The sequence below is a fragment of the Micromonospora avicenniae genome (assembly GCF_900156065.1).
In the GTDB taxonomy this organism is placed as follows: Bacteria; Actinomycetota; Actinomycetes; order Mycobacteriales; family Micromonosporaceae; genus Micromonospora; species Micromonospora avicenniae.
On record NZ_FTNF01000043.1, the window covers coordinates 1 to 20,314 of the forward strand.

A 20,314-nucleotide genomic window follows, 5' to 3' on the forward strand; every position below is an offset into this window, starting at 1 on the left:
CCCCGAACGACGCCCAGCGCCCGGATGAGCCACGGGCTGCGCTCGATCAGGTCCCGCAGGTCGTCTTCCCTCATCGTTTTCCCCGGTTGCCACTGCTCGAACCGGGTGGGCTCCCGCAGTCGTGGCCGTCCTGGCTCGCCACCGCTCGGCTGGCGCTCCGTTGAGCGCGAGCCCCGTCCGTGGTGAGGACGACCACGGCGACCGCGCTCACGTACCGAGCCAGCGGTCCAGGTACGACAGCAGGCCACTCAGGTCGCCACCCCCGGACCGGTAGCCGATGTGCCCGTCTGGGCGAGCCAGGTACAGAGCTGCGGCTCCGCTGGCGACGCCGAGCCGGCGCAGCGCCGGCGCCGCGGACGGGCGGCCCGCCGCTGCAGCGTCGATAGCCGTCAGTCGGTGCACGGTGATCGGATACCGGTCCAGCACAGTGGTCGAGGTGGACGGCCAGGCGTCGGCAGGCCCGCACAGCAGCAGGTGCCACCCGGGCTCGGCCGTCAGCTTGTGCAGCGTCAGCCCGTCGGCAGCCAGCCGGGCATCGGGCAGCCGGTCCCCCGCCCGGGGTCCGCCGCGTGGGGCATCGTGGCCTTGCACCGACAGCGGGCTGTGCCGGTAGCCGATGTTCAGCTCGGCTACCGTGCGGAAGGCGGTGGCACGCATGAGCCTGGGTGCCATCACGAGGGGGATCAGTGCCGGCGCTATCCGGGTCCGGGCGAACCGGACGAACGGATGGGTGGAGGTGGCGACGGTGAATGCCCGGTCGGTGAAGCGCAGCACCGTCCGGCCGACGGGTGCTCGCTCCACCTCGTAGCTGTCCAGCAGGGCTGGGTCGCTGTTGCCGCGCAGGGCGTGGGCGAGTTTCCAGCCGAGGTTGATCGCGTCCTGGATGCCGGTGTTCATGCCCTGGGCGCCGGCCGGGCTGTGGATGTGCGCGGCGTCGCCGGCGAGGAACACCGGCCCGGCGCGATAGCTGGCCGCGGCGCGGTGGTGGAGCCGAAAGTTCGTCATCCACACCGGGTCGCGCAGGCGTACGCTCGCGCCGCTGTACGAGTCGGCGAGGCGCTGCACCTCAGCGAGGGTGACGGGGTTGTCTGGCGGGGCCGGATCGGCGGGCGGTCGCATGGCGATCAGCCGCCAGCTGGCCGGGCGGCCGAGTGGGAAGAGGAACAGCATCCCGTGCTCGGAGAGGAACACGTGCGCCGCGCCGCCGGAGATGCCGTCGGCTTCCAGGTCGGCCAGGACGAAGGTCTGCGGGTACGAGCTGCCCTCGAATCTGATCCCCGCCAGGTGCCGGACGGTGCTGTGCGCGCCGTCGCAGCCCACCACGAACCGGGCCGCCACCCGCTCCTCGCGGTGGTCCACGTGTCGCAGCGTCGCCACCACGCCGTCGCCGGTGCGGTCCAGTCCAACCAGCTCGACGCCGCGCTCCATTTCAACCCCGGCAGCCGCCAAATGCTCGCTTAGGAGCCGTTCGGTCTCGGACTGCGAGAGGAGCAACAGATATGGATAGGCGGTGTCCGCCAGGCCCAGGTCGAACAGCGGCACCGACCGCTGTCGACCCCGCACGTGCAGACACATCCGAACCGCCGGGTTACCCGCAGCCACCAGGTCGTCTGTCACGCCGAGAACCTTGAGGACTTCGAGGGTACGGGGCTGGATTGCCAGCGCCCTGGACTCGTGAACCCGGTCGCGGGCACGGTCGACGAGACGAACCCGCACATCGAATGCCGCCAACTGCCGGGCCAGAGCCAAACCCGTCGGCCCCGCCCCGACCACCAACACCTCGACCGACGTCATCGGCCGAGGCTACGCCGAAAATCCGGGCTGAGGATATGGAGGAGCGTACACCGAGGAGCATCCCGGCTGCGGCGAGAGCGCAGGAGATCACTACAGCGACGAGCAACGCCGGGGGCCTCGAGGAGTCGCTCAGAGGGCCGGGCACCTCATTCCGTCCATTGCATTCATCTCGTTCCCCCTGTTCCACCGAACCGCTCGGCGCGGATTCGTTCGGGGACATGCCCGGCGGCGGCAAGGAGATTCGTCGCCGTCTCCACGAAGGCTGTCGGGCCGCATACGTAGGTGAGCGGCTGATCGGCCGGCGCCCACGCGACGTCGGCGACCATCGCTGCGTCGATGCGGCGGTCGTACCCGTTCCACCTGGGAGGTGCCGCGCGCGTATAGGTCAGGTTGACGTCGACCTCGTCCGACGTCGCGAACTGCATGATCTCGCTGGCGTAGATCAGACCAGCGGTGTCTCGGACGGAATACAACAATCGCACAGGCACGGCGCTGTGGATCGTGCGGTGATGGCGCAACATCGAACGAAGCGGCACGATGCCGGATCCACCAGCGATGAGGAGCAGCGGACCGCCAAGGTCCTCTTCCCATACGAAGTGCCCGCCCACCGGGCCCCGCAACTCCAACCGGTCGCCCTCCCGCAGATCTCCGACGAGATAGGGTGAAACCTCACCGTCGGGCACTTGTTCGACCGTCAGCTCGACGTATGTGTCGGAGGGGGCGGATGCGACGGAGTAGCTTCGCTCCGCCTGATATCCGTCCTCGGCGGTCAATCTGATGTCGACGTGTTGACCGGCTCGGTGCCCGGGCCAGCCGGGAACATCCAATCCGATGGTTCGGGTTCGGGGTGTCTCCGTCACTAGTTTGACGACCCTGCCGGTCCGCCAGTTCAGTCGCCCGAGTAACGCTGTGCTTGCCATAGGGTCTCCTAGTTGTCGTGACCGTGTCGCTTTCAGACGCAGGGCGTGTCGTCACGAAGTTTGATGTCGCAGATCCACCTAGCGCTCTTCCAGAAGTAGAGGTGTGGAATCAGCAGCTGGGCCGGTCCGCCGTGCTGCGCCTCGAGAGGTGTCCCGTCGAAGCGGTGAGCGATAATCGCCGGCCCTCCGCTGAGGTCGGTGTGTCACCGGGGCGCCCCGTCCAGGCGGTGTCGAGTTTCGATCATCTCGGGACGTAGGCCTGGCAGGAACACTCGCCGCCGACGAGTCCCTTCCCCACTACAACGACGGACGGGCCGGCGGCTTGCGCTCGCGCAGCGACTCCTGCCCGATCGGCCCGGCGCGGTGTGCGGACCTGAGGTGGTCTGCCACGACGAACCACCGGCTCGGCCCGCGCCACAAGAGGCAACCGTTACGCGGCGTGGTTCTCCGGAAGTGAACAGGCTGATGAGCGGAAGGGGCTGCACGAACCGTTGCCCTGTGCTGGCAGCCGGGCAAAGTCCGAATTGAGTCCGAGTGCCGCCCGCCGAGCAGGACCAGTACGGCTTTCAACCGTCCGGGCATTGGCTGGGGGTGGTCGAGGATCGCCTGCTCGGCCTCCCTGTCCGGCGGCCCGTCGTGTCCCTCGTCGTCGAACCGCGCCCGGACCGGGTACCAGGCACGCCCCGCGGGAGATCTCGGTCGTGCCCGGCTACGCTCAGCCGGAGCGGCCGGCCGGTTACTTGCCCGGCCGATGGATTTGTTCAACCGTGAAGCCGAGCGCCCTGAGCACCCGGACCGCCCCCGACCGGCCACCTTCGAAGTCGCCGGAGGCCAGGCGATCGCCCGTCGCGAACTCGTAGGCGACTCCTAGGACGGCTTTCGGTGGATAGGTGCGATCGCCCAGAATCATTTCGTAGGTTGTGGTCGGTGCAAAGCCGTGGCGGGCGAAGAATTCGGCCGCTCCGAGTCGGTCGTACTCCCAGACTGCCCTTTCAACATGGTTGTGGTCGACTCTGTCCCAGTCGGGCGAACGTGGCATGCTGATCTCCGGTCTGCTAGTTGCGTCCCGCCATGACGCCGCCGTCGACGTCGAGGATCGCCCCGGTGACCCAGGCTGCGTCGTCGGACAGCAGGTAGGTGATCGCGGCGGAGATATCCTTCGACGTCCCGACCCGGCCGAGCGGATGGAAGCCCTTGAAGCCCTCGAGCGTCTCCGCGACCTTCGCCGGCGGGATGAACGCCTCGTAGATCGGCGTCGCCACGACGGCCGGGGCCACCGCGTTGACGCGGATCCGGTGGCGGGCGAGCTCGATGGCCAGGTTGTGGGTCAGGGCGTGCAGCCCGGCCTTGGCCATCGAGTAGGCGCTGGAGGGCGTTGCGCCGACGGCCTGGTGCGCCCACATGCTGCCGACGGTGACGATCGCCCCGCCACGACCGCCATCGACCATGGTGCGCGCGACGGTCTGGGTAAGGAAGAAGATCGCCCGGTTGAGCTCGTGATAGGAGTCGTAGGCGGCTCCGTCGTGGTCAAGGAACGGCTGCGGGAGGAACACACCGGCCGCGTTGACGAGCAGGGTCGCGTCGGAATGCTCGGACGCAAGCTGGTCCTGCACCCGGGCGACCTGCTGACGGTCGGTGAGATCCGCCGTGATCCCCCACGCCTTGCCCTGGGCGCCCAACGCCCTCACCGTTTCGTCGACTTTGTCATGTTTACGGCCGATGATGACGGCGCTCCCTCCAGCCGTCACCACGTCGGCAGCGGTCTGCCGGCCCATTCCGCTGCTGCCTCCGACAACGATGAGCTTGCGGCCCCGGAAAGCTTCGGTCATAACAGGTTCCTCACTAACGTATACGCCGGGGCGCCCTGGCTGGGCGCAGCATCAGCCGGCGCAAGAAGACCTTCGCCGCCGACCGGCCCGATCGCCTCCGAGGTCCGCCTGGTCGTACCCCGGGTCACGGGCGAGCTCCGCCGGGGGAGGACAAGCCGAGACCGGGTTTTGGCCTGGTGGTCGCCGTGCCCGGCGCTGCCGCCGGGGGGGGGGGGGGGGGGGGGGGGGGGGGGGAGGAGGATGAGGGAGCGTGGTTGGACGTCCTGTTGTGCCCCGCGGTGGCAGCGGGCTGGGGATCGCGGTGACCGTGGTATCGGCAAATCCTGCGCGACCGGGCCGCGCAGTTCCGCGTCCTGCGCGCCCGCGCAGTGGCCGCGGAACAGGAGGCCCTCTACACGGGGCTGCGGCTACTGCGCACCGACTTCTGCGACGGCAGCGCCGGACCTTCCCCACGTCACCGATCGCCCCCCAGCGCAGCCTTCGGCCAGGGCTGCGAGTCCAGGCCCGAGGCAACGGTGGCCGGCCCGACGGTCGAGGCTCAGTAGCATCGCCGAGTCACAACCGGTCTGCATCGAAGTAGACGACGCTCATTGGCTGGACGGCCAGCACCGCGTTCTTGCTTTTACGGCCAGCCATCCGGCCGGCCGGCCCGTCATCGTTGCTCCTGCTCAACTACAACGAGACATACCCGAATAGTTCACTCGATGATCTACGCGCGATACGCCTGCGACCGATGACCTATGTCAGAGCCCTGAGGAACTGAAGCAGCAGCCGGTTGACCTCTTGCGGGCGCTCCTGCTGAATCCAGTGACCACACCCCGGCAGGAAGATGGGCTCGGCGAACTGGTCGTGCTGGCGGGGCAGGGCCTTCACGTAATCGCGGAGTCCGTGGAACGCCAATACCGGATCCAGGTCGCCGGTGATGAACCTCGCGGGCATTCGCAAGCGCACCCCGTCGAAGGCAGCGGCGAGTTCCCAGTTGCGGTCGAGGTTGCGATACCAGTTGAACGCGCCGGTGAAACCGTCCGCGAACTGAGCGGTGAAAATTTCCAGGTCCTGTTCGGTCAGCCACTCCGGCATCGCCGTGCTGCGCTCCGGGTCGATTGCCTCCAGCAGCCCGCCGTCGCGAGGGACCAGCATGTCGCGAGGCGCCCGGTTCGCCGGGTTGTCACCGCTGACACCGTAGAAGGTACGGCGCAGGCTCGTCATCGGGTCGCGGGCGTACTCTTCGTCCGCGACGCCCGGCTGTTCGATGTAGTTGACGTAGAACCGTCCCTGATGCACCGCTCGCATGGTCGTCAGCGGTCCAGCCTCTCTCCGCGGATAGGGAGGAACACTCAGGCCCACCACTCCCCGAACAAGGTCAGGGCGCATGAGGGCGAGGTTCCACGCGACAACGGCGCCCCAGTCATGGCCCACCACCACGGCATCGGCGGCATTCAGCTCTCGAATGAGTCCGGTGATGTCGGCGACCAGATGCATGATCGAATAGGCGCTCACCGCTGTCGGATGCGAGCTTCTGCCGTAGCCACGTTGTTCGGGAGCGACCACCCGGTAGCCGGCTTCGACCAATGGCCGAAACTGATGTCGCCACGAGTGAGCCGCCTCCGGAAAGCCGTGAAGCAGCAGAACGAGAGGCCCTTCCCCCTCCTCCGTGACCATCAACTCGATGCCGTTGGTCGCGACGAAACGACGCTCAGCCATATGGCCGATTCACCTCAATCCAAGTTGCCCGATCGAATGTATGACTCCCGGCCGGTGATGGGCGCGCGTCACCGGCGGCCGAAGAAGCTCAGATCGTGCGGCTCGTACGCGAAGGATCATTGAACGGGGCGGCGCAGTTGACGACGCGACGAGATGCCCAGCTTGGCGAAGACCTTGCTCAAGTGCCATTCGACCGTGCGCGGGCTGATGAACAGACGGGTGGCGATTTCCGCGTTGGAGAGCCCTTCACGAGCGAGCTTGACGATGTAGGTCTCCTGCGCTGTCAGCGGGCCGGTGTCGTCGCCGCGCCGTTGGCGGACGTTTATCCCGAGCCGATGAGCGGCCAGGGCGGCAAAGGCGTCCATGCCCATGGCGGCGAACATCTCGTACGCTGTTCGGACTTGGTCGCGAGCATCGTCGCGCCGGCCGGACTGCCACAACCATTCACCGTAGTAAAGGTGGGCACGCGCCGACAGCGGCCGGATCTTCGTACGACCGAGACGCTCGACCGCCTCGACGTACGAGCCCTCCGCCCGCGCGCCATCGGTGAGCACGGCCCGGCAGCAAGCCTCCATACCGAGCGCCCAGTCGGTGCCGCACGCCTGCGTCGATGTCGAGAGCCGCTCCAACGCGTCGGCCCCAATCTTGGACTTTCCGGTGCGCGCGGCCGCGACGATCAGTTCGACGAGGGGCGCCCCGGTCAACACCCCGGGCTCCAGGCTCGACTGGATCGTCTGCTGAGCCGCCTTCAGCGCCTCATCGAACCGGCCCAAGCCGTTGTAGAGCAGTGCTTGGGCCCAGCCCGCGATAGCCGGTGCAAGTCCTTCGCCGCGGCGCCGCGCATCAGCGATGCAGACGGCGGCCAGCTCGGTGGTCCGGTCCTCGTCACCCTGCCAGGCCGCAAGCAGCAGAGCCATGTAACGCGGCACCGGGATCCCGGTTCCGTCCGCGACGTCATCGAGTTCCGTGATCAGCACAGATGCCTCGGACAGGTCGCCGGCGAACAGATGCATGAGGATGCGTGTCGTCAGTGCCAGAGGCAAGGCGGCAAGTGCTCCGGTCTCGCGCGCCAGCCGGACGTATCTGCCGGTGAGCGCGTCCGCTGCATCGTCATCGCAGAGGTCCGTGGCGATCGAGCTGGCGAACCACATCCACCGAAGGTCTTCCTGGTTCGCCAGCTGGTCCTGGAACGCCTTCAGCGCCTGTCGCATCTTCGGCACACCAGCGGCGAAGCCTGCGGTGTATCGCACCGCCAAGCCGTCCAGGAGCAGGTCCGACGGTCGTGCAGGCGTCGGGGCAGCAGGTGCCGCAACAGCCGCTCGCGCCACGTCCCGCATGGTTCCGCTGCTACCGGAGTCGGAGGCGTACCAGGCCGCCCGTAACGCGTCGAGGTATGTGCTGCGGGCGAGACCGATGTCCAGCGGCTCGAGCCGTGACGCCGCTTTAAGGAAGAGGTCCGCTGTCTCACGGCCCCGGTCGACCATGAAGGCGATGTCGGCCCGCAGGAGATCCGCGCGCGCCCGGTCGGGCTCGGACGGCTGATCGGCCTCGGCCAAGGCGAGCAGGCGGAGCGCGGTGTCCGGGGCACCGCCCAGATATCGGGCCTGCGCCGCGGCCAGCAGGCGTGATGCTCGCCGTGCCGGATCCGGGGTCAGCTCTGCGGCTCGTTCCAGGAACGCTCCGGCTGCCGCGAACCCACCACGGGCTTGTGCCCGAACCGCCGATGTCTCCAACTCGGTCGCTACGTTCTCGTCCGGCCTTGCAGCCGCCTGCGCCCGGTGCCAGGCTCGCCGGTCCGGATCAGTGGTGCTCACCGTAATCTCTGCGAGCGCGGCATGTGCCTGACGTCTCTCCGCCTCGCTCGCGGCCTGGTAGACCGCTGAGCGCAACAAAGGATGGCGAAACCGGACCCCAAATCCGAAATCGACGAAGTCGGCGGCCGCCTGCGCGGCAGCGAGATGACTGTCACCCGGCACGCCCAGCTGGTTCAGAGCACGCCAGACCAGGACCGGGTCGCCGACGGGCTCGGCCGCGGCGACCAAGAGCATCTGCCGGGCGACCGGAGGGAGCGCGGCAATCTGCCGTAGGAAGCTCTCCTCAATCCGGCGGGGCAAGGAACCGGGGTTAAGAAGGCCGAAGCCGCCGGCCAGTTCAGCCGGAGTGAAGCCACGCGGCAGTTCGGTGAGCGCCAGGGGGTTGCCATGGCACTCGGCGACGATGCGGTCGAGCACCCGCTCGTCGACCCGCCCGAGAAGCGTCGAAGCGAGCAACTCACGCGCGTGGTCGTCAGACAGACCGGTGACGGTCATCGCCGGTAAGCCGGCCAGCTCGGGTACGTCACGAGTGTCGAGGTCGCCGCGCACCGCGAAGATCATGACGATTGACTCGGTTCTCAGCCGCCTGGCCACGAAGCCGAGGATCTTGGCCGATGCCCGGTCCAGCCACTGGGCATCGTCGATGACGCACACCACCGGCCGTTCCCCGGCGAAGTCGGCAAGCAGACCAAGCACGCCCAGACCGACCATGAACGGGTCCGGTGTCGTGCCGGTGCTCAGACCGAACGCGGTGCTCAGCGCGAGGCCCTGCTGAGCTGGCAGCCTCGCGAGACCATCCAGAGCGGGTGCGCAGATCTGGTGCAGGCCGGCGAACGCGAGCTCGCTCTCGGCTTCCACCCCTGCGGCGCGGACCGTTTGGCAGTCCCCGGCCTGCGCCAGCGCGTAGTCCAGCAGCGCGGTCTTGCCGATTCCCGGTTCGCCGTGCAGTACCAGTGCCCCACTGATGCCGGTACGCGCACCAGCGAGGAGCCGGTCGAGCGCCCCGCGTTCGGCATGCCTGCCCAACAGCACTTCGCTAGGCCGTTTTCGCCTGGTCATGGCCGAATTCTGAGTGTCTTGGGGAAACATCATCATTAACACTAGCCGGGGACGAGGTCGGGGATCGGACACGGTGGCCAATCCCATGGCGACGATCCCCGAGCCGTGACCACCACGGCACCATAACGGGCACCTGGTGACAAATGACATCTCCCCGCTCCTGACGAGGCTGCGCAAGGGCGCGCTTCGAGCAGTGTCTGCGACGCCGACCAGATCAACGCCGCACGGGGGTGCGGCCGCGAGCGAACCAGTGTCCCGGGACGAGACCCGGGCGCGTGCCCAGGGGATCTACTGACGCGAGCAACCGGGTGTTTCGGCCAAGCTGCGGTCATCCAACGAAACGGAGAGGCAGTAATGGAGCAAGGCATGCAGCCCACTGGACACCTCTACATCCAGACCAACGAGGTCAAGAACTTCGTCATCCACTACGCCCGTAACGAAGACGGGACGATCCACGAGGTGGAGCGGATCGCCACGGGCGGCGCCGGATCCGGCGTGTACAAGCCAATCAGCGGCCAGGAGAGCGCCCCGAACGCCTTCGAGGCCGCAGGCAGCGTGATCGTGACGGCTGACAAGCGTTTCCTGTTCGCGACCAACGGCGGCGACAACTCGGTCTCGAGCTTCGGCGTGGGCGAGGACGGCAAGCTGACGCTGATCGACGTCAAGCGGACCGGCAACGTCGTGGCCGGTCGCAGCGGCACGGCGAAGTCCCTGGCGTACGTGCCTGCCAGCGGCACGTTGTACGTGCTGCACTCGTTCGGCCCCGACCACATCCGGCTGATGTCAGTCGATGCCGACGGCAAGCTCAAGGCCCGCCCCGAGGGATACACGATCAACACCCCGGACAAGCCGCTCCGGGTGTCCACCATGATCGTGCTGTCGCCGGACGAGAAGTTCATCGTCGTCGGCACCACCTTCGACCAGCCGGCCAAGGCGAACCCGGACGGCTCGCCGATCCTGTGGGCAGACCAGCCCGACGGCTCGAAGAAGTCGGTGGCGTCCAACGCGCCCGACCCGGACGGCATCATCGTCTTCCCCGTGCGACAGGACGGCTCGCTCGCCGAGGGACTGTTCCAGGACGGTGGCGGCGGCTCGCCGTTCTACCCCGCTTTCCTGCACCACCGGCCCCAGCACTTCGTCATCGGCTACGCCGTGGCCGACGGCGTAGCGCTGGCCACCCTCGGCGAGGACGGCAAGATCGCCACCGGGCCGGTCGTGAAGATCGACACCAGCGCCGGCCTGCCGTCGGAGCTCTGCTGGCTGGCGGTGTCGCCCGACGACCAGTGGGTATTTGCGACGAACTTCGGCTACAGCAACATCAGCAGCTTCCGGATCGACGGCGACGTCATCTCGCTGGTCCACAGCTCGGCGTCTCCCAAGGTGCCAGGAGACGGGACCTTCCGGGCGCTCAACGGAACCGTCAGCAGCGGCCCGAGCGACAACTGGCTCACCCCGGACGGCGGCTTCCTCTACCAGATCTACGCCAACGCGTCGAAGCTGATCGGCTACGCCGTCCAGGCGGACGGATCGCTGAGCGAGGTCACCAGCGCGGAAATCCCATACAACAGCCCGCAGGGCCTCGCCGGGTTCTGACGAGTTGACCGAGAACGGACCCGGGCAGCCGCGCATCGAGACCTCGTTGTCGTCGTTGATGCTGAGCCCCCGGGAAATCGAGAAACTGGTGATCTACCAAGTCGCCGAACTGGCCCGCAGGCGAAGGGACCGCGGCCTCAAGCTGAACTTCCCCGAGTCGATCGCGCTGATCACCGAGGCGTTGCTGGAAGCGGCCCGGGACGGGAAGTCGGTCGCCGAGGTAACGGAGCTGGGCAAGCAGGTGCTCTCCCGCGACGACGTGATGCCGGGGGTGCCCGAGATGGTCAACGTGGTCCAGGTCGAGGCGACCTTCCGGACGGGTACCCAGCTGGTATCCGTCGCCAACCCGATTCCATAGAAGGACGAGATGATTCCAGGCGAGTGGCTGCTGTCCGACGAGGCGATCGAGATCAACAGCGGCCGGCGTACCGTGCGCCTTTCGGTGCGTAACACCGGTGACCGGCCCATCCAGGTCGGCTCGCACTTCCATTTCTTCGAAGTCAACCGGGCACTGGACTTCAGCCGTGCGGCGGCGCTGGGAATGCGCCTCGACGTGCCGTCGGGCCAGTCGATCCGCTTCGAGCCGGGCGACGAACGTGACGTCGACCTGGTCGAGTTCGGCGGGTCGGCCCGGGTGGTCGGGTTCAGTGGGCTGCTCGACGGCGCCGCGTCCAACCAGTGTTCGAGGGCCCGGGCAATGAAGCGGGCCCTCGAACGCCGGTTCTCCGGAGCGGGGGAACAGTCATGACGACGGTTTCGCGAAGGCAGTACGCATCTCTGTACGGCCCCACCACGGGCGACCGGTTCCGGCTGGCCGACACCGAACTGTTCGCCCGTGTCGAGCGCAGCCTGATCCTCCCCGGCGAGGAGGCGATCTACGGCGGCGGGAAGTCGATCCGCGACGGCATGGCACAGATTCCGGGCCTGCGTAACGCGGACGGGGCGCTGGACCTCGTGGTCACGTCGGTCATCGTGATGGATGCGGTGATCGGAATCGTGAAGGCCGACATCGGCGTCAAGGACGGGCGGATCGTCGGAGTGGGCCAGGCCGGCAACCCGTTCGTGCAGGACGGCGTCTCCGCCAACCTGCTCATCGGTCCCGGCACCGAGGTGATCTCCGGCGAAGGCCTGATTGCCACGGCGGGCGCCATCGACTCGCACGTGCACTTCCTGACACCGGCGCAGATCCCGCACGCGATGTCCAGCGGAACGACCACCCTGCTGGGCGGCGGCACCGGCCCCGCCGACGGGTCGAAGGGGACGACCTGCACGCCCGGCCCGTGGAACATGGCCAGGATGCTGGAGGCGACCGCGACCCTGCCGGTCAACGTCGGCTTCATGGGCAAGGGCAACAGCAGCCGACCGGAGAGCCTGCGAGAGCAGGTGGAGGCGGGCGCATTCGGGCTCAAGGTGCACGAGGACTGGGGAGCCACGCCGGCCGCCCTGGACTGTGCGCTGACCGTTGCCGACGAGTACGACGTCCAGGTCGCCCTGCACGCCGACACGCTCAACGAGAGCGGATATCTGGGCGACACGCTCGACGCGATCGACGGGCGGACCATCCACAGCTATCACACCGAAGGCGCGGGCGGAGGACACGCACCGGACATGATGGCCATCGCCTCGCTGCCGAACGTGTTGCCGTCGTCGACCAACCCGACCCGTCCGTACACCACCGACACGACCGACAACCTGTTCTACATGACGATCGTGACGCACCACCTGAACCCGGACAACCCCGAGGACGTGGCGTTCGCCCAGTCCCGTATCCGCGCCGAGACGGAGGCGGCCGAGGACGTGCTGCACGACATGGGCATACTCAGCATGTACTCGTCCGACTCGCAGGCGATGGGGCGGGTCGGGGACACGGTGGCGACGTGCTGGCGTACCGCGGACAAGATGAAGAGACTGACCGGCAGTCTGCCCGGCGAGACGGCCGGCGACGACAACCAGCGGATCCTTCGATACCTGGCGAAGCTGACCATCAATCCGGCCATCACCCACGGCATCGGGCATGTGGTCGGATCGCTGGAACCGGGCAAGCTCGCCGACATCGTGCTGTGGCCGACGAACACGTTCGGCGTCAAACCGAAGTACGTGATCAAGGGCGGCATGGTGGCCTGGTCGGTGATGGGCGATGCGAACGCGTCCATCCCGACGCCCGAACCGGTGCTGCTGCAACCAATGTTCGGCGGGATGGGGAAGGCCGCGGGACGTACGTCGGTGACGTTCGTTTCCCAGGCGGCCGCGGACGCGCAGGTCATGGAGCGGCTCGGGGTCGACCGCAGGACCGAGGCGGTTCGCTGCTGCCGGACGCTGGGCAAGGCGCAGATGGTTCGGAACGACGTGACTCCGGACATCGTGGTGGACAGCGAGACCTACCAGGTGACGGTCGACGGCCGACCGGCCGTCGTGCCCGCTTCCAGCGAGGTCTCCATGTCCCAGCTCTACTACGTCGTCTGATGACCGCCAACCTGGCCGGCCTGCTGTCCGTGCTGCAGTTGAGCGACTCAACGTTCCCGAGTGGCCGCTACACGCTCTCCTACGGACTGGAAACGCTGGCGCAGTCGGGGCGGCTCACGATGACGAGTGATCCGGCGGTGCTGGCCGCGCTGTTGCGGGATTACCTGCGACTCGCGGTCGGACCGTCGGAAGGCGTCGGGTTGGCCTGTGCCCATCGCGCGACGAACGGCCCGGATTCGGTGGACCTGGACCTGGTCATCCGCGCCGACGAGCGGTTGACCGCGGTGAAGCTGTCGCGGGAGGCCCGGGAGACTTCGACCCGTACAGGGCGAGCGCTGCTACGGGTTGCGACGGCGGCGTTCGATCCCGGGGCCCTCTCGCATTATGCGCAAGAGGTCGCGAACAAACGGACACCAGGCAACCACGCGGTGGTCCTCGGCGTTCTGAGCGCATCTCTCGGCGTATCGCGCCTGGACTCGGTCGCCGGCGAATTGTTCGCGTTCGCGGCCAGTTGGGTCGCCGCCGCCGTCCGGCTCGCCGTGACCGATCACCGCACCGCCCAGGCTGTGCTGCACAGCGTGCGTTCCGACCTGGACGCCGCGGCGCGGCACGCCGCCGACAAGGACGTCGCCGACATCACCAGCTGCACACCGCTGCTGGACATCATGACGATGCAGCACGAGGAAACCGAGCTTCGGCTGTTCGCAAGCTGAGAAAAGAGGTAGCTCCATGCAGACCCATACGCATCCGCACGACCACGACCACGAGCACGGGGCGGCTTCCCGGTTCGCCGAGGTCCGGGCACCGGGGATTCCCCGCATCGGCATCGGTGGCCCGGTCGGCTCCGGCAAGACAGCGTTGATCGAGGCACTTGTTCCGATGCTCATAGCGGCGGGTCATCGCCCGCTGGTCGTCACCAACGACATCTTCACCAGCGAGGACGCGCTGCACGTACGGCGCACGCTGGCCGGCGTGCTCGCGCCGGAACGGGTGGTGGGCGTCGAGACGGGCTCGTGCCCGCACACCGCGGTGCGGGACGACCCGAGCATGAACCTCGATGCGGTCGCCGAGCTGACGGATCGTTTCCCCGATGCCGACGTCGTGCTCGTCGAGTCCGGTGGCGACAACCTGACGCTGACGTTCAGCGCCGCACTGGCCGACTATTTCGTCTTCGTGATCGACGTCGCGCAGGGCGACAAGATCCCGCGCAAGCGTGGCCCGGGCGTGACGCACTCGGACCTGCTCGTCATCAACAAGGTGGACCTGGCCGACCTGGTCCGGTCCGACCTGTCGGTGATGGACCGGGACGCTCGCATCGTCCGCGACGGCCGTCCGTTCGTCTTCACCAACTGCTTCACCGGCGACGGGCTCACCGAGATTGTGGGCCGCATCGATGACGTGATCGCCCGGTCCGCCCCGGCCGTCGGCTCGGCATGACCGGACGGGACGACCGGGCCTGGTGCACACCGATCGCCCTGCCCCGGGAGGTGCTCGCCTTCGGAGCGGAGGTCAGGGACGCGCTGGGCGTCGGCGCCGCGGGAAAACTGGGCGTGCTCGACCTGGCGCTGGCTCCGCGCGCGGGAAGCACCAGGATCATTCGGCAATACCAGAAATCTCCGCTGTACGTCTACCGGCCGATCTACCTGGACCCCGGCCGACCGGACATGGCCTTCGTGTTCCTGCAGCAGCAGGGTGACGGGTTCGTCCAGGGCGACCGCTATCGGGTGGACGTGGACTGTGCACCGGGATCTGCCGTCCACCTCACCACTCAGGCCGCCACCAAGGTGTTCAAGGCCCGGGACGACTTCGCCACGCAGCTGGTCAACCTGCGTGCCGGCCATAATGCGATCCTCGAGTACCTTCCGGATCCCGTCATACCGTTCCGCGGGTCGCGGCTGTACCAGCGGACCAGCGTCACGGTGGCCGAGGACGCCACCGTGATCCTCGGGGAAGTCCTCCTGCCGGGCCGGATGGCGCGCGACGAAGCACACGTCTACGACCTGTTCTGGGCCGAAACCGAAGTCCGCGATCCCGACGGCACCCTGCTGTTCACCGACACGCTGAGGCTGCGGCCCGGCGAGGTCGACGACCCGCGATCACCGGGTGTGCTCGGCGGCTACGACATCCTCGCCAGCCTGTACGTGATTTGCTCCGAGATGCCTGCGGCCGAGCTGGTCACGGTGCTTCGTGAGGCGCTCGCCGGCGTACCGGAGGTTCTTTCGGGAGTGACGCAGCTTCCCGCCAGCCGTGGTGCGGCGGTACGCATTCTCGGCCACACCTCCAAACACGTTCAAGCCGCGATGCACGTCGCTTGGGATCGGGCCCGCACTCGGCTGCTGGGCTCGCCTGCCCCCGACCTGCGCAAGGGTTGAGACGCGCGCGGGTCGGGGGCCGGGGAGACGCTGGGCCGAACGCGCCTGAACGATCGGCGCGACGACCCGTGCTGCGCAGGCGACCGCAAGAACGTAGCCGATACCGCGTTCCTCCAGAGCCGTGCGGAGTTTCGGGTTGGCGCCGTAGACCTCGTCCCTGGTGACCCAGCCGACGCGGTGTCCGGCGTTCAGGAACCGCTCGATCATCGTGCGGGCCAGTTCCGGCCTGGTCGCAAAGGCGGTGTCCTCGCCAAGTCCCGCGGCCGGGCAGCGTTCCGGGTCGCACGTCCAGGAGCGCGGGATGTACAGCTCCCGGCCATCGCCGCGTGCCCGCGCATCCCGGCGTAGACGAGGTAGACCGCGACCTGGGAGTTCTCGATCCGTCCAGCCGTTCCCGTGTACTGGCGCTGGACCCCGACGGTGTGGGTGCCCTTCTTCACGTCGCCGGTCTCGTCCACAACCAGGACGCGGCATCGTCATAGGGGTGCTCGACGACGTATTCGCGCGTGTCGTCACGGACGCCGTCGGCATCCCGGACGGCCCGGCACAGCAGATGCCGATGCCGTGCGGACTGCCAGCGGGCAGGGTTTACGCTGTGAGCCGCGGCGACCGCACGATCTTCAGCCTTCACACGCCGATGATCAGTGGTGGTCCTACCTGTCGGCGAACCTGGAGCAGCCCATGACCTCGCCCGGCACCGTCACCCGCGACCTCCTCCAAACCTTCGAGGACGTACGTTCCAGAACCTTCGCTCGCCTTGACGGGCTCACCGACGCCGAATACCTGTGGGAGCCCGTCGCCTCGTGCATGACGCTCAAGCCGATTGCGGACGGGATGTTCCGTGCCGACCCACGACCCGCGGGTGCGGTCCGTCCTGCGCCGTTCACGACGATCGGATGGCGTATCTGGCACATCGGGGCGGACTGCCTACGCGGCTATGGCCGCTTCTTCGGTGACGATCTGCAGGGCGGCGACCGGCACGTGTGGCCGGGCACGGCGAGTGAAGGCGTCCAGGAACTGGCGAACGACTGGTCCCGATTCCGCAACCACGTCGAATCCCTCGGCGATGACCGTCTCCTCCAGCCCATGGGCCCCATCGCTGGTGACTACGCTCACGAGAGCTACCTGCTGCTGGCCCTCCACGCTCTGGACGAAGCCGCTCACCACGGTGCCGAGCTCGGCGTGCTTCGTGATCTATACCTCCATAATTTCGACATGAAGCAAGGGGCGAACCACGACGAGGTCCGTCAGGCGCCTCGACCGTCGTCAGGCGCCTGACGGGTAACCCGGGGCCCGATCGCGAAGTACAGTTGGAGTACTAGGCGAGGGCCACCGTCGCAGCCTGACCCCCAACCGTTTCTGCGGCGTCGAACGCCCGAAGACCGTTGTGCGAGAAGTACGCCGGCGTCGGCGGCCGGGAAACTCCGGCCAGTTCGGCCGAGGTGAGCGACCAGTCGCGGACGCGGTTTGTCCGACCAGGACTTTCAGGATGGATTTTCGGCCCTCAGCCCCTGGCGCACAGCCGGGGGCGCGGGCGCTGCATCTCCAGGTTGGCCAATCCTTCCGCGTCCACGCACGCTATGCCGCCCCGATCCACGATGACCATCAACCGACCCTTCCAGGTCGGACGAGCACCGTCCCGGGGCCTCGGAAGACCATGACCCGTCCGATTTGCGAGCCGCTGCCGCAATGAATACAGGTTCCGCAGACGATCGTCATTTCCTGCCCGAAAATATCGCGAAGCAGGGCCGCGACCGTATTACCGTCTGTTGCCGTCATTTCGACTCCCCTGTCCCGCCGAAACGCTCGGCTCGAATCCGTTCGGGGGCATGACCCGCTACGACGAGCAGGCCTGCCTCCGTCTCCACGAGGGTGGCCGGCCCCACACGTAGGTGAGCGGCTCGTCGACCGACAGCACCGGAAGCCGCCGGTGAGGTGCCGGCCCGGAGGAATCCGCGACGAGTCGCCGACCGGACGCCGGCGGTCGCGGAGCCCGGCCGATATCAGCGGTGTCACTCCTGCTCGCCTGCCTGCAGGGTCTCGAGCAGCCGCAGCCACACCTCGCTGATCGTGGGAAAGGGCGGGACGGCGTGCCAGAGCCGGCTGACCGGAACCTGGCCGGCCACCGCGACCGTGGCCGAGTGCAGCAGCTCGGTCACGCCCGAGCCGACAAAAGTCATGCCGAGGACGCGGTCGGTCGCGCTGTCGAGGACCATGCGGGCCTGGCCCTGATAGTCGTCGGCGTACAGTCGGGCGCCCATGACCGCGCTCGACATGTCGACGTCGACCACGCGGATCTTGCGCCCGTCACGACGGGCCTGTTCGGCGGAGAGGCCGACGGTGGCGACCTCAGGATCGCTGAACACCACCTGCGGCAACGCGTGGATGTCGGCCGACGCCGCGTGGCGGCCCCAGAGCGACGTGTCGAGAGCCCGACCGGCCGCCTGGGCGGCGATCGCGTTGCCCACGATGCGCGCCTGGTACTTGCCCTGATGAGTGAGCAGAGCCCGGTGGTTCACATCGCCGGCCGCGTACAGCCAGCCGCCCTCGACGCCGCGAACACGGCACGTGTCGTCGACGTCCAGCCACGAGCCGGGCGTGAGCCCGATCGTGTTCAGCCCGATGTCGCCGGTGAGCGGGACCCGCCCGACCGCGACCAGCACCTCGTCTGCCTCGACCTCCGTGTGGTCGTCCAGCAGCAGGGTCACCGGGCCGGACGGGGACGGCCGGCGCATGGACGTCACCGTCGTGTTGTGCCGGACGTCAACGCCGGCATCCTTGAGCGAGGCGCCCACCAGGTCCCCGGCAAACTCCTCGAACTGCGGCAGCACCCGAGCCTCCCGGGCGATCAGGGTGACCGCCGACCCGAGGCCCTGCCACGCGGTCGCCATCTCGACGCCGACCGGCCCTCCACCGATGATCGCGAGGCGCGCGGGCACGCTGGAGGTGTCGGTGGCCGTACGGTTGGTCCAGACCCGCGCCTCGGCGATTCCCGGCATGTCCGGCACGGCGGCGCGGCTGCCGGTGCAGACGACCACCGCGTGCACGGCCGCGAGCAGCACGATCGTCTCGTCGGGCGTGGCGACGGACACCCGCCGCGGCCCGTCCACCCGGCCGTGGCCTCGAACGAGGTGGGCGCCCATGTCGCCTAGCGCCTGCGCCTGCCCGCTGTCGTCCCAGTCGCTGACATAACGGTCCCGGCGGCGGAACACCCCGGGGGCGTCAACCGACCCGCTGACCGCTTCCCGCGCCCCGTCGAGCCGGCGAGCTTCGGCGACCGCCACGACCGGCCGCAACATGGCCTTGCTCGGGACGCAGGCCCAGTAGGAACACTCGCCGCCGACGAGTTCCCTCTCCACCACCGCGACGGACAGGCCGCCCGCTCGCGCTCGCGCGGCGACGTTCTGCCCGATCGGCCCGGCACCGATCACGATCACGTCATACGTGGCGTCGGCGGGCGCCTCCGGTCCAACGTTCTTCATTGCATCAGCCCTCTCGCGATACGTGCTTTCATCAAGTCGGACGAGTGTCGCGATCGGTCGCCGGGCGGCGAATCCGTAGTCACCCCGGTCCCGGCCCGTGCACCCCCGGCCGGGGTCCACGGGGCCCGTTGCCCGGCCGGTCGCGCGGCGTCGTCGGGCAACCCGAGCAGGTGGAGGTGGTCGACGATCCTGCGGTTGAGATCGTCGGCACGCCCTGACGCTTCCCACTGGGTGACGTGCCAGTACACCGACTGCCACGGCAGCAGATCAGCGGGCAGCTACTGCCACGGGCACCCTGGGCCGACCGGTCCGGAGCGCTCCTGGAGGTCACGGTCTCCCGAGAACTCCTGAGGGCGCCGGTGGCGCTTGGGCGCCTCGTCTGCCGAGACGTTCCTTGCAATCATGAACAGCCAGGGTTGAATGTGTTCGCCCCGGGCCGAAACCTCGCCGATGTGCCGCCAGACCTAGGGCCGGTGCAGATCGCCGGCCGCCTGGGCATGCCCGCCTCGACCGTGCACGCGGTGCTGACCCGTTGTCGGGTGAACCGGCTGTCTCACATCGACCGGCGCACGGGCGAGTTACGAACACGACCACGCCGGCGCGACGCTGCACGTCGACGTCAAGAAGCTCGGCCAGATCCCCGACGGGGGCGGGTGGCGTTACGTCGGTCGGGTCCAGGGCGAGCGCAACCGGGAGGCCACCGCCCGACGCACCGGCACCCGTAACCACCGCTGGGAACCGCGGGTCGGGACCGCGTTCGTGCACACCGTCGTCGATGACTACTCACGGGTGGCCTACGCCGAGATCCGCGACGACGAGAAAGCCGCCACCGCGATCGACGTGCTGCGCCGCGCGGTCACCTGGTTCACCGACCGAGGCGTGGCCGTTGAGCGTGTCCTGACCGACAACGGCTCCGCCTACAAGTCCTACGCCTGGCGCGACGCCTGCACCGCACTCGGCATCACTCCGAAGAAGACCCGCCCCTACCGCCCCAAACCAACGGCAAGGTCTAACGCTTTCACCGCACCCTGACCGACGGCTGGGCCTTCGGCCGGTCCTACTCATCCGAAGCAGCCCGACGCAAGGCCCTGCCCGCCTGGCTCCATCACTACAATCACCACTGGCCCCACACCGCTACCGACGGCAAGCCGCCCATCACCAGGTTGACCAACGTCCCTCGGCAGTACACCTAGGGCCTGTCCTGTCGATCATGGGAGCCAGATGACAGCGGCGATGAGAACCAGGCTGGCCCGGTAGAGGGATGCGCGTTTGGCGTAGCGGGTG

17 protein-coding genes and 2 pseudogenes are annotated in these 20,314 nt (G+C 68.2%); 9 read left to right on the plus strand and 10 right to left on the minus strand.

Translation table 11 applies throughout. From position 1 onward, the window contains the following. Positions 1 to 207: 207 nt before the first annotated feature. From BXA10_RS29700 to BXA10_RS29730, 7 genes are all read right to left on the minus strand, one after another. Entirely contained in the window at positions 208 to 1,794 is a 1,587-nt protein-coding gene (locus BXA10_RS29700) for an FAD-dependent monooxygenase (RefSeq protein WP_076474155.1), read from the minus strand. 164 nt (positions 1,795 to 1,958) lie between these two features. Next, positions 1,959 to 2,714 carry a ferredoxin reductase gene (locus tag BXA10_RS29705; RefSeq protein ID WP_076474156.1) on the minus strand — a complete coding sequence of 252 codons (756 nt, stop codon included), beginning with the start codon at positions 2,712 to 2,714 and terminating at the stop codon, positions 1,959 to 1,961. Between the two features lie 32 nt (positions 2,715 to 2,746). Beyond that, on the minus strand, positions 2,747 to 2,890 hold the full coding sequence (locus BXA10_RS29710) for a molybdopterin-dependent oxidoreductase (RefSeq protein WP_139338239.1): 144 nt from the start codon (positions 2,888 to 2,890) through the stop codon (positions 2,747 to 2,749). 560 nt (positions 2,891 to 3,450) lie between these two features. Further along, the gene (locus BXA10_RS29715) at positions 3,451 to 3,753 is read right to left on the minus strand and encodes a ScoMcrA-related endonuclease (RefSeq protein ID WP_076474157.1); all 303 of its coding nucleotides are present in this window, start codon (positions 3,751 to 3,753) and stop codon (positions 3,451 to 3,453) included. 16 nt (positions 3,754 to 3,769) lie between these two features. Further along, positions 3,770 to 4,543 carry an SDR family NAD(P)-dependent oxidoreductase gene (locus BXA10_RS29720; RefSeq protein ID WP_076474158.1) on the minus strand — a complete coding sequence of 258 codons (774 nt, stop codon included), beginning with the start codon at positions 4,541 to 4,543 and terminating at the stop codon, positions 3,770 to 3,772. 738 nt (positions 4,544 to 5,281) lie between these two features. After that, entirely contained in the window at positions 5,282 to 6,247 is a 966-nt protein-coding gene (locus BXA10_RS29725) for an alpha/beta fold hydrolase (RefSeq protein WP_076474159.1), read from the minus strand. Positions 6,248 to 6,363: 116 nt separating this feature from the next. Further along, a complete protein-coding gene (locus BXA10_RS29730) occupies positions 6,364 to 9,120 on the minus strand; it encodes an ATP-binding protein (RefSeq protein ID WP_076474166.1) in 2,757 nt (918 codons plus the stop codon). Positions 9,121 to 9,486: 366 nt separating this feature from the next. On the opposite strand from BXA10_RS29730, the gene BXA10_RS29735 reads away from it, so the two are divergent. Genes BXA10_RS29735 through BXA10_RS29765 form a run of 7 tightly spaced genes read left to right on the plus strand, consistent with a single transcriptional unit; the run spans position 9,487 to position 15,548 of the window. Next, positions 9,487 to 10,713, plus strand: coding sequence for a beta-propeller fold lactonase family protein (locus BXA10_RS29735; RefSeq protein ID WP_217696886.1), 1,227 nt, complete (start codon positions 9,487 to 9,489; stop codon positions 10,711 to 10,713). 4 nt (positions 10,714 to 10,717) lie between these two features. Beyond that, positions 10,718 to 11,071, plus strand: a complete 354-nt coding sequence (locus BXA10_RS29740; protein ID WP_425436137.1) for an urease subunit gamma — start codon at positions 10,718 to 10,720, stop codon at positions 11,069 to 11,071. Positions 11,072 to 11,080: 9 nt separating this feature from the next. After that, a complete protein-coding gene (gene ureB / locus BXA10_RS29745; protein WP_076474161.1) occupies positions 11,081 to 11,461 on the plus strand; it encodes an urease subunit beta in 381 nt (126 codons plus the stop codon). Beyond that, on the plus strand, positions 11,458 to 13,176 hold the full coding sequence (ureC, locus tag BXA10_RS29750) for an urease subunit alpha (RefSeq protein ID WP_076474162.1): 1,719 nt from the start codon (positions 11,458 to 11,460) through the stop codon (positions 13,174 to 13,176). Before ureB ends, ureC begins: the two co-directional genes overlap by 4 nt. Then, a complete protein-coding gene (locus BXA10_RS29755; RefSeq protein WP_076474163.1) occupies positions 13,176 to 13,889 on the plus strand; it encodes an urease accessory protein UreF in 714 nt (237 codons plus the stop codon). Before ureC ends, BXA10_RS29755 begins: the two co-directional genes overlap by 1 nt. Positions 13,890 to 13,905: 16 nt before the next feature. After that, on the plus strand, positions 13,906 to 14,613 hold the full coding sequence (gene ureG / locus BXA10_RS29760; RefSeq protein ID WP_084753530.1) for an urease accessory protein UreG: 708 nt from the start codon (positions 13,906 to 13,908) through the stop codon (positions 14,611 to 14,613). A 50-nt stretch (positions 14,614 to 14,663) separates the two neighbouring features. After that, on the plus strand, positions 14,664 to 15,548 hold the full coding sequence (locus BXA10_RS29765; protein ID WP_175649354.1) for an urease accessory protein UreD: 885 nt from the start codon (positions 14,664 to 14,666) through the stop codon (positions 15,546 to 15,548). A gap of 60 nt (positions 15,549 to 15,608) precedes the next feature. Here the strand turns inward: BXA10_RS29765 and BXA10_RS29770 are convergent. Continuing rightward, a pseudogene (locus BXA10_RS29770) lies at positions 15,609 to 16,080 on the minus strand (IS701 family transposase); the annotation flags it as partial. 149 nt (positions 16,081 to 16,229) lie between these two features. Here BXA10_RS29770 and BXA10_RS29775 point away from each other — a divergent pair. After that, complete coding sequence (locus BXA10_RS29775; RefSeq protein WP_076474169.1) at positions 16,230 to 16,826, plus strand: DinB family protein; 597 nt, start codon at positions 16,230 to 16,232, stop codon at positions 16,824 to 16,826. 327 nt (positions 16,827 to 17,153) lie between these two features. Here the strand turns inward: BXA10_RS29775 and BXA10_RS32800 are convergent, their stop codons facing one another. Both BXA10_RS32800 and BXA10_RS29780 read right to left on the minus strand, forming a co-directional pair. Next, complete coding sequence (locus BXA10_RS32800) at positions 17,154 to 17,327, minus strand: DUF6510 family protein (protein ID WP_425436138.1); 174 nt, start codon at positions 17,325 to 17,327, stop codon at positions 17,154 to 17,156. A 233-nt stretch (positions 17,328 to 17,560) separates the two neighbouring features. Next, positions 17,561 to 19,030 carry a dihydrolipoyl dehydrogenase family protein gene (locus BXA10_RS29780; RefSeq protein WP_076474165.1) on the minus strand — a complete coding sequence of 490 codons (1,470 nt, stop codon included), beginning with the start codon at positions 19,028 to 19,030 and terminating at the stop codon, positions 17,561 to 17,563. Between the two features lie 464 nt (positions 19,031 to 19,494). Here BXA10_RS29780 and BXA10_RS29785 point away from each other — a divergent pair. Further along, positions 19,495 to 20,223, plus strand: a pseudogene (locus BXA10_RS29785) (IS481 family transposase); the annotation flags it as partial. Positions 20,224 to 20,314: the final 91 nt, after the last annotated feature.

Coding starts and splice junctions, on each gene's coding strand:
- BXA10_RS29755 (WP_076474163.1), top strand. CDS start 13,176: ATGACCGCCAACCTGGCCGGCCTGCTGTCCGTGCTGCAGTTGAGCGAC.
- BXA10_RS29705 (WP_076474156.1), bottom strand. CDS start 2,714: ATGGCAAGCACAGCGTTACTCGGGCGACTGAACTGGCGGACCGGCAGG.
- BXA10_RS29775 (WP_076474169.1), top strand. CDS start 16,230: ATGACCTCGCCCGGCACCGTCACCCGCGACCTCCTCCAAACCTTCGAG.
- BXA10_RS29735 (WP_217696886.1), top strand. CDS start 9,487: ATGCAGCCCACTGGACACCTCTACATCCAGACCAACGAGGTCAAGAAC.
- BXA10_RS29725 (WP_076474159.1), bottom strand. CDS start 6,247: ATGGCTGAGCGTCGTTTCGTCGCGACCAACGGCATCGAGTTGATGGTC.
- BXA10_RS29730 (WP_076474166.1), bottom strand. CDS start 9,120: ATGACCAGGCGAAAACGGCCTAGCGAAGTGCTGTTGGGCAGGCATGCC.
- ureB (WP_076474161.1), top strand. CDS start 11,081: ATGATTCCAGGCGAGTGGCTGCTGTCCGACGAGGCGATCGAGATCAAC.
- ureC (WP_076474162.1), top strand. CDS start 11,458: ATGACGACGGTTTCGCGAAGGCAGTACGCATCTCTGTACGGCCCCACC.
- BXA10_RS29720 (WP_076474158.1), bottom strand. CDS start 4,543: ATGACCGAAGCTTTCCGGGGCCGCAAGCTCATCGTTGTCGGAGGCAGC.
- BXA10_RS32800 (WP_425436138.1), bottom strand. CDS start 17,327: ATGACGGCAACAGACGGTAATACGGTCGCGGCCCTGCTTCGCGATATT.
- BXA10_RS29700 (WP_076474155.1), bottom strand. CDS start 1,794: ATGACGTCGGTCGAGGTGTTGGTGGTCGGGGCGGGGCCGACGGGTTTG.
- BXA10_RS29715 (WP_076474157.1), bottom strand. CDS start 3,753: ATGCCACGTTCGCCCGACTGGGACAGAGTCGACCACAACCATGTTGAA.
- ureG (WP_084753530.1), top strand. CDS start 13,906: ATGCAGACCCATACGCATCCGCACGACCACGACCACGAGCACGGGGCG.
- BXA10_RS29780 (WP_076474165.1), bottom strand. CDS start 19,030: ATGAAGAACGTTGGACCGGAGGCGCCCGCCGACGCCACGTATGACGTG.